The organism is Citrobacter sp. Cu231, from assembly GCF_030332265.1.
Taxonomy (GTDB): domain Bacteria; phylum Pseudomonadota; class Gammaproteobacteria; order Enterobacterales; family Enterobacteriaceae; genus Citrobacter; species Citrobacter meridianamericanus.
The window spans coordinates 35,079-43,596 of record NZ_JAOWIE010000049.1; the positions used below are offsets into that span (position 1 = coordinate 35,079).

Sequence of the window (8,518 nt, forward strand, 5' to 3'; positions counted from 1 at the left end):
CAATTATCTTATGATTATAGCGAAATTGTTGGAAATAACATCACATTTGCTGTTGATAGGATGAACTTTAGTAGGCCGGATAAGGCGCAGCCGCCATCCGGCAGAGGATGGTTAACCGTAAAGGCATGAGCTATCGCATCACCGATGCCGGACAAACCAGGCCAGGAAAAGCGCCACCGGCACGAAAAAGCGATCCGTGTTAAGCGTTGCAGAATGTGGATTTACCGCTGTTTGATGAGCTGGAGATTGAGTGAGGGGGGCGAATTTCGCCGCTTTTATCGCTACAATAGCCCCCAAATTTTTCCTGATTGAGTTCATCATGGCCAAAGCACCAACGAAAAAAGCCAAAGCAAAGAAAGGCTTTGAAGACACATTATGGGATACCGCGAACCAGCTTCGCGGCAGCGTTGAATCCTCCGAGTACAAACACGTGGTGTTGAGCCTCGTGTTCCTCAAATTTATCAGCGATAAGTTTGAAGCCCGCCGTCAGAAGATGAAAGACGAGGGCCAGGGTGATTTCCTCGAAATGGAAGTCTTCTATCAGCAGGACAACATCTTCTATCTGCCGGAAGAGGCGCGCTGGTCGTTCATCAAGCAGCACGCCAAGCAGGATGATATTGCCGTACGCATTGATACCGCGCTCTCAACCATTGAGAAGCGCAACCCGACGCTAAAAGGCGCGCTGCCGGACAACTACTTCAGCCGTCAGAATCTGGAAACCAAGAAGCTGGCGTCTCTGATCGATACCATCGACAACATCGAAACGCTGGCCCATGAAACTGACGTGGAAGCGCTGTCGAAAGAAGACCTGGTCGGTCGCGTGTACGAATACTTCCTCGGCAAGTTTGCCGCCACCGAAGGTAAAGGCGGTGGTGAGTTCTATACGCCAAAATGCGTGGTGACGCTGCTGACCGAAATGCTCGAACCGTTTCAGGGCAAAATTTATGACCCGTGCTGCGGCTCGGCGGGGATGTTTGTCCAGTCGGTGAAGTTTGTTGAAAGCCATCAGGGGAAAAGCCGCGATATCGCCCTGTACGGCCAGGAACTGACGGCCACCACCTACAAGCTGGCGAAGATGAACCTCGCCATTCGCGGCCTCTCCGCCAACCTCGGCGAGCGCCCGGCGGATACCTTTTTCAGCGATCAGCACCCGGACCTGAAAGCCGACTATATCCTGGCCAACCCGCCGTTTAACCTGAAAGACTGGCGTAACGACGCCGAGCTGACCAAAGACCCGCGCTTTGCCGGCTACCGCACGCCGCCAACCGGCAACGCCAACTACGGCTGGATTTTGCATATGCTCTCCAAGCTGTCGGCAAACGGTACCGCTGGTTTTGTGCTGGCGAACGGCTCAATGAGCTCCAACACCAGCGGCGAAGGCGAGATCCGCGCGCAGATGATCGAAAACGATCTAATCGACTGCATGATTGCCCTGCCCGGCCAGTTGTTCTACACCACCCAGATCCCGGTGTGCCTGTGGTTTATGACCAAATCGAAGGCAGCCGATCCGGCCAAAGGCTATCGCAACCGTCAGGGCGAAACGCTGTTTATCGACGCGCGTAACCTCGGCACTAAGATAGATCGCACCACTTTAGAGCTGACGGCAGACGATATCGCCACCATCGCCGACACCTACCATGCATGGCGCAGCACGCCGGAAGAGCTGGCTGAACGCGTGAAGCGCGGCGACAGCAAGCTGGCGCAGTACGACGATCGGGCCGGGTTCTGCAAAGTCGCGACCATTGCAGAGATCAAGGCAAACGACTCTGTGCTGACGCCGGGCCGTTATGTCGGTGCCACCGAGCAGGAAGACGACGGCGTGGCGTTTGAAACCAAAATGCGTGAATTGTCGAAGACGTTATTTGAACAAATGAAGCAGGCGGAAGAACTGGATAAAGCCATTCGCCAGAACCTGGAGGCGCTGGGTTATGGTTTATAATTCCCCATTAGGAAAAACTAAATTTCCTCTAGCCCCGGTTTCTGATGGATGTACTTTCATATCCGGTTATGCATTTAAGAGTAAAGATTTTACAGATATTGGATATCCTGTTATTAAGATTAAAAATATTCAAGACGGGTTTGTTACTCTTGAAGATAGTCAATGCGTTACTTCCAAAACAGTTGAAGGTCTAAATAAATTCAGATTAAATAATGGTGATGTACTAATCGCAATGACCGGGCAAGGCAGTGTTGGGAGAGTTGGTCGCTTATCCTTTGATGGAGATAAAGTCCCCTATCTAAATCAACGTGTAGGTAAATTCATTGCCGATGAAAAAAAACTCAATATTAGCTATTTATATTATATTTTAACAACTAAGCAGTATCAAAACATATTGTTTAACAATGCTTCGGGAAGCGGACAACCAAACCTAAGCCCTGCAGTTATTCAGTCAATATTAATTCCCTATCCTGAATATCATTTGCAATGTGAAATGGCAAAGATACTGGATGAAATTAACGATCGAATAATTAATAGTAACGCTATTAATAAAACCCTAGAACAAATATCCCAAACCCTGTTCAAATCCTGGTTTGTAGATTTCGACCCGGTGATTGATAACGCGCTGGACGCGGGAAACTCAATCCCGGAAGCGATGCAATCCCGCGCCGAACTGCGTCAAAAAGTACGCAATAGTGCAGATTTCAAACCACTTCCGGCGGATATTCGTGCTCTGTTCCCGGCGGAATTTGAAGAAACAGAGTTGGGTTGGGTGCCAAAAGGTTGGAAAATATCCACTGCTGGCGACGAATTAGTTGTTAAAGGTGGCTCAACACCAAGTACTTCAAATGCAGATTTTTGGGAAAACGGCACTATTCATTGGACATCACCTAAAGACTTAACAGGTAATGATAGTAAAGTATTATTGGATACCAGCAAAAAAATTACAGAGTTAGGTTTGAAAAAAATATCATCTGGTTTATTACCGACTGATACAGTTTTGATGTCATCGCGAGCACCAATAGGATATTTAGCACTTGCTAAAACGCCTATGGCTATAAACCAAGGGTATATAGCTATTCCTTCATCTAAAAATTTATCACCAGAATATATTATCTACTGGCTTGAAAATATTATGGATGATATCAAAGGTATGGCAGGAGGAACGACATTTGCAGAAATTAGCAAAGGCGCCTTTAAAACTATTAGTTTAGTTATCCCGTCTAAAAATATAGTAGATGAATTTACACGATTAGCTCACCAACACTTTGGAAAAGTAGTGAGCAATACAGAACAAATAAACGCATTAACCGCCCTCCGCGACACCCTGCTCCCCAAACTCATCTCCGGCGAGCTCTCCCTGGAGGATCTGCCAGATTTAGTAGCTCAAACCGAACCCGCATAACGCATTTTGCCCCTGAAAAATCAGGGGCTTTCTGTTAAGGTTTTCTCTGTTACAGGAACTCTTACCAGAAATCAGCCAGGGCCGGAGCGAGATATGCATCTCTCATTCAGTGAAGCGAAGTTAGAACAGGCGATAATTGAACTGTTACAGGATCAGGGCTATCAGCACCTGATCGGCGATAATGTGCCGCGTTCCAGCCTCGATCAGGTGATTATCGAAGACGATCTTCGCCACTACCTCGCCGCACGCTATCAGGCCGACGGCATCACCGAAGAAGAGATCCAACGGCTGATCAAACAGTTCACCACCCTGCCCGCTTCCGATCTCTATGAAAGCAATAAAACCTTCTGCGCCTGGCTGGCCAACGGTTTCCTGTTTAAACGCGACGATCGCCAGCAGAAAGATCTCTATATCGAACTACTCGATACCCGGCATCTGCCCGCCGCGCTGCGTGAACTGTTCGATACCGAAGAAGTTCCGCTGCAACAGGCCGCGGAAACGCCGGCAAGTTATCATCTTACCCAGCCGCTGAACCGGGTAAAAATCGTCAATCAGCTGACCATCACCGGCAAAGAAAACCAGCCGCGCATTCCGGATGCCATTCTGTATATCAACGGCCTGCCGTTAGTGGTCTTCGAATTTAAAAGCGCGGTGCGCGAGCAGGAAGCCAATATTGGCGATGCGTATAAACAGCTCTGCACCCGCTATCGCCGCGATATTCCACAGCTTTTTGTCTATAACGCGCTGTGCATTATCAGCGACGGCGTCAATAACCGCATGGGCAACCTGTTTGCGCCGTATGAGTATTTCTACTCCTGGCGCAAAGTCACCGGCAACGAAAACCGCGAGCAGGACGGCATCCCTTCCCTGCACTCGATGATTCAGGGGCTGTTTCATCCGGTCCGCCTGCTGGACGTGATCAAAAACTTTATCTGCTTCCCGGATAAAGCCAAACATGAAGTGAAAATCTGCTGCCGCTACCCGCAGTACTATGCGGCGCGCAAGCTGTACTACAGCATCGAACGGGCGCGTAAACCTTTCGGCGACGGCAAGGGCGGCACCTATTTTGGCGCGACCGGCTGCGGCAAGAGCTACACCATGCAGTTCTTAACCCGCCTGCTGATGAAAAGCGTCGAATTCGCCAGCCCGACGATCGTGCTGATCACCGACCGCACCGATCTGGACGATCAGCTCTCGGCGCAGATGTGCAATGCCAAAAACTATATCGGCGACGAGACCGTCGTGCCCGTCACCAGCCGTGAGGATCTGCGGGAGAAACTGGCCGGTCGCAACAGCGGCGGCGTCTTCCTGACCACCATCCATAAATTTACCGAAGACACCGAACTGCTCTCCGGGCGCAGCAATATCATCTGTATTTCCGACGAAGCGCACCGCAGCCAGGTCAACCTCGATCAGAAAGTGATCGTCGATAAAGAGAGCGGCAAGGTGCGCAAAACCTTCGGCTTCGCCAAATATCTGCACGACTCGCTTCCGCAGGCCACTTACGTTGGTTTTACCGGCACCCCTATCGACGCCACGATGGAGGTCTTTGGCAATATCGTCGACAGCTACACCATGACCGAATCCGTGCAGGATGAGATCACCGTGCGCATTGTCTACGAAGGCCGCGCGGCAAAGGTCATCCTCGATGCCCGCAAGCTGGAAGAGGTGGAAAAGTACTACGCAGAGTGCGCTGACGCTGGCACCAACGAGTGGCAAATCGACGAGAGTAAAAAAGCCAGCGCCACCATGAACGCTATTCTTGGCGATGAAGACCGCCTGAAAGCACTGGCGGAAGACTTTGCGAAACACTATGAAAAACGTGTCGCCGAAGGCTCAACGGTGAAAGGCAAAGCGATGTTTGTCTGCGCCAGCCGTGAGATTGCCTGGGATTTCTATCGTCAGTTGCAAGACTTTCGTCCGGCATGGTTTGAGGTGAAACAGGCCCCGGATGGGGTTGAGCTGACGGAGCAAGAGCAAAAAGAGCTGCCGCCGTCCGAAATGGTCAAGATGGTGATGACGCGCGGCAAAGATGACGACGGCAAACTGTACGACCTGCTGGGCAGTAAAGAGTACCGCAAAGAGCTGGATAAACAGTTCAAAAACGCGAAGTCGAACTTCAAAATCGCCATCGTGGTGGACATGTGGCTGACCGGTTTTGACGTACCGGAGCTGGACACCATTTATATCGATAAGCCGCTGCAAAAACATAACCTGATCCAGACCATCTCCCGCGTTAACCGCAAGCTGGAAGGCAAAAGCAAAGGGCTGGTCGTCGACTATATCGGCATTAAGCGCCAGATGAACCAGGCGCTGGCGATGTATTCCCGCATCGATGCCACCAACTTTGAAGATATTCAGCAATCGGTGATTGAGGTGAAAAACCATCTCGATCTGCTCACACAAGTGTTCCACGATTTCGACAGCCGAGCTTACTTCACAGGAGAACCGCAGGCGCAGTTAGCCTGCCTGAACAACGCGGCAGAATTTGTGATGCGCACCCAGAAGCTGGAACGCCGCTTTATGGGGCTGGTGAAGCGTCTGAAAGCGGCGTATGACGTTTGCTGCGGCAGCGAGGCGCTGTCGCAGGCCGAGCGTGACCATATCCATTTCTATATTGCCGTGCGCTCTATCGTCTTCAAACTGACCAAAGGCGACGCGCCGGACGTCACGCAGATGAATGCCCGCGTGCGCGAGATGATCGCCGAGGCGCTGAAAGCCGACGGCGTGGAAGAGCTGTTTTTCCTTGGCGACAAAAAAGCGGAGTCGATCGATATTTTCGACGACGATTATCTGGCGCGTATTAATAAGATCAAGCTGCCAGCTACCAAAATCCAGCTGCTGCAAAAGCTGCTGGAAAAAGCCATCAGCGACTTTAAACAGATCAACCAGCTTCAGGGGATCAATTTCACCCGTCGTTTTCAGTCGATTATGGATAAATATAACGAGCGCCGGGAAGATGACGTCCTCAACGGCGAAGAGTTTGATACCTTCAGCCAGGAGATGACCGATATTATCTACGATATTAAAACCGAAATGGGCACCTATGCCGAGATGGGGATTGATATCGAAGAGAAAGCCTTTTACGACATTCTGGCGCATATGCGCGATAAATATCAGTTCACCTACGAAGAAGACAAGATGCTGGCGCTGGCGAAAGAGATGAAGGCAGTGGTCGATAACACCTCGAAATACCCCGACTGGAGCAAGCGCGATGATATTAAAGCGAAACTGAAGGTGGAGCTCATTCTGCTACTGCATAAACATAAGTTCCCGCCGGTGGCGAATGATGATGTGTATATGGGCGTGCTGGCGCAGGCGGAGAATTTTAAGCAGCACCACATTAATACAGTGTATTAGTTTTATGGCCGGATGGCGTTTTGCTTATCCGGCCTGATTTATATTTCCCTTCAATTTAATTCCCGCATTTATATTTCCAGTTACGTCTTTATTATTGTCTATTTTTAGCTGGCTTTATTTTTATTTACTGGGTAGATTTACAGGTGTTTTTTATCGCAAGGCGCCCGTGCGGGAACACGAGCGCCTCGCTAATCACAATCACTATTTTCAAGGAATAGCCATTATGACTATCGTCCATTCTATTGCAGATCCGTGCGATCCAGAAGTCTCCCCGGCAAATAATCGTCTCGGTACCGTCAGCTATGCGAGTCGTTATCCGGATTACACGCATGTGCCGGCAATTATTATGAAAGGCCAGTGGCTGGCTGTCGCCGGTTTTACCACCGGAACCCCATTCGATGTCAGAGTGATGCCAGGCTGCATCGTGCTGACGGCAAAACTGCCGGAGCCGGAAGAACCGGCGTTATTGCAGTCGCTGCGTCGGGTGTGCAAGCTGTCCGCGCGTAAGCAACAGCAGGTGCAGGAGTTTATCGACGTAATTTCAGCCAAGACACGCAGACAGGGATAATCCCCGCGCGCTGCGCTTACCGGGCCTACAAACCTTCTTCTGTAGGCCGGATAAGGCGCAGCCGCCATCCGGCACTGGCCCCCCACTCACTCGGTGATCACAAATCGTGTCGCCGCAAAGCAGTTCAAAAGTAAGCGCATCATTTAAACCGTCTTTCGCCTCCCTTTCCTGTTTCCGATACTAATGTCCATTTTCGCAGTAAAAGGACATTTAAGATGAATGCACGAAAAGCGGTACTGGCAGATAATCCAGAATTGATCCTGCGTGTGCTACAGCTGAGATTTGACGAGTCACTGTCGTACCCGCGCATTTCTGCGCAGACTGGTGTCAGCAAAACCGCCATTTTTTCTCTGGTGAGGCGATTTCACCAGGTATTCACTGACTGGCCTCTTTCCGGTGAATATTCCTGCGGGCAACTGGCCCGGGCTCTTTTCCCGGGGCGATACCCTTCAGCCCCGACCGTGACTCAGCCTGTGAAAGCAGAGAAACCCCGCCGGAACCGATTTTCACCGGAGTTTAAATGGAGACTGGTTCAGCAAACTCTTTTACCCGGTGCCTGTGTCGCACAAATAGCTCGAGAGAATGGAATTAACGATAACCTGCTCTTTAACTGGCGGCATCTCTGGCGTAACGGTGGCCTGCAACCGCCCGGCGAACATGAAACATCGCTACTTCCCGTGACGTTAACTCCGGAGCCGGATAATAAAATCCCGGCACCAGTGCAGATACCTGAACAGATAAATACACTGCCAGACAGTCTGTGCTGCGAGCTGGTTCTGCCGGCCGGAACTCTCAGGCTGAAAGGTGAACTGACACCGGCGTTATTACAGACACTTATCCGCGAAATGAAAGGGAGCAGCCACTGATGATATCTCTCCCTGCCGGTTCGCGTATCTGGCTGGTTGCCGGTATCACCGATATGCGAAATGGCTTTAACGGCCTGGCCTCAAAAGTTCAGAACGTCCTGAAGGATGACCCGTTCTCCGGGCATCTGTTCATCTTCCGCGGACGCCGGAGTGACCAGATAAAAGTGCTGTGGGCTGACAGTGACGGACTGTGCCTCTTCACCAAACGCCTGGAGCGGGGCCGCTTCGTCTGGCCGGTCACCCGCGATGGAAAGGTTCACCTTACTCCGGCTCAGTTGTCCATGCTTCTCGAAGGCATCGACTGGAAGCACCCGAAACGAACGGAACGCGCTGGAATCCGCATATAACCCGTTGTAAAGTGAGGATATGGACACCTCACT

6 protein-coding genes are annotated in these 8,518 nt (G+C 50.8%); all 6 read left to right on the forward strand.

Annotation, left to right across the window (positions count from 1 at the left end):
* The first annotated feature begins 319 nt into the window (after positions 1 to 319).
* The 6 genes from OGY15_RS22405 (at position 320) to tnpB (ending at position 8,485) form a co-directional block, all read left to right on the forward strand.
* Entirely contained in the window at positions 320 to 1,939 is a 1,620-nt protein-coding gene (locus OGY15_RS22405) for a type I restriction-modification system subunit M (protein ID WP_210904400.1), read from the forward strand.
* Complete coding sequence (locus tag OGY15_RS22410; protein ID WP_210904399.1) at positions 1,929 to 3,344, forward strand: restriction endonuclease subunit S; 1,416 nt, start codon at positions 1,929 to 1,931, stop codon at positions 3,342 to 3,344. Before OGY15_RS22405 ends, OGY15_RS22410 begins: the two co-directional genes overlap by 11 nt.
* Before the next feature lie 93 nt (positions 3,345 to 3,437).
* Entirely contained in the window at positions 3,438 to 6,704 is a 3,267-nt protein-coding gene (locus tag OGY15_RS22415) for a type I restriction endonuclease subunit R (protein ID WP_286541169.1), read from the forward strand.
* 223 nt (positions 6,705 to 6,927) lie between these two features.
* Entirely contained in the window at positions 6,928 to 7,272 is a 345-nt protein-coding gene (gene symE, locus OGY15_RS22420; protein WP_210904397.1) for an endoribonuclease SymE, read from the forward strand.
* 215 nt (positions 7,273 to 7,487) lie between these two features.
* Complete coding sequence (tnpA, locus tag OGY15_RS22425) at positions 7,488 to 8,138, forward strand: IS66-like element accessory protein TnpA (protein WP_000993956.1); 651 nt, start codon at positions 7,488 to 7,490, stop codon at positions 8,136 to 8,138.
* Positions 8,138 to 8,485: an IS66 family insertion sequence element accessory protein TnpB gene (gene tnpB, locus OGY15_RS22430; protein WP_099548426.1), complete on the forward strand. Its 348-nt coding sequence runs from the start codon at positions 8,138 to 8,140 to the stop codon at positions 8,483 to 8,485. The genes tnpA and tnpB overlap by 1 nt, the downstream gene beginning before the upstream one ends.
* Positions 8,486 to 8,518 lie beyond the last annotated feature (33 nt).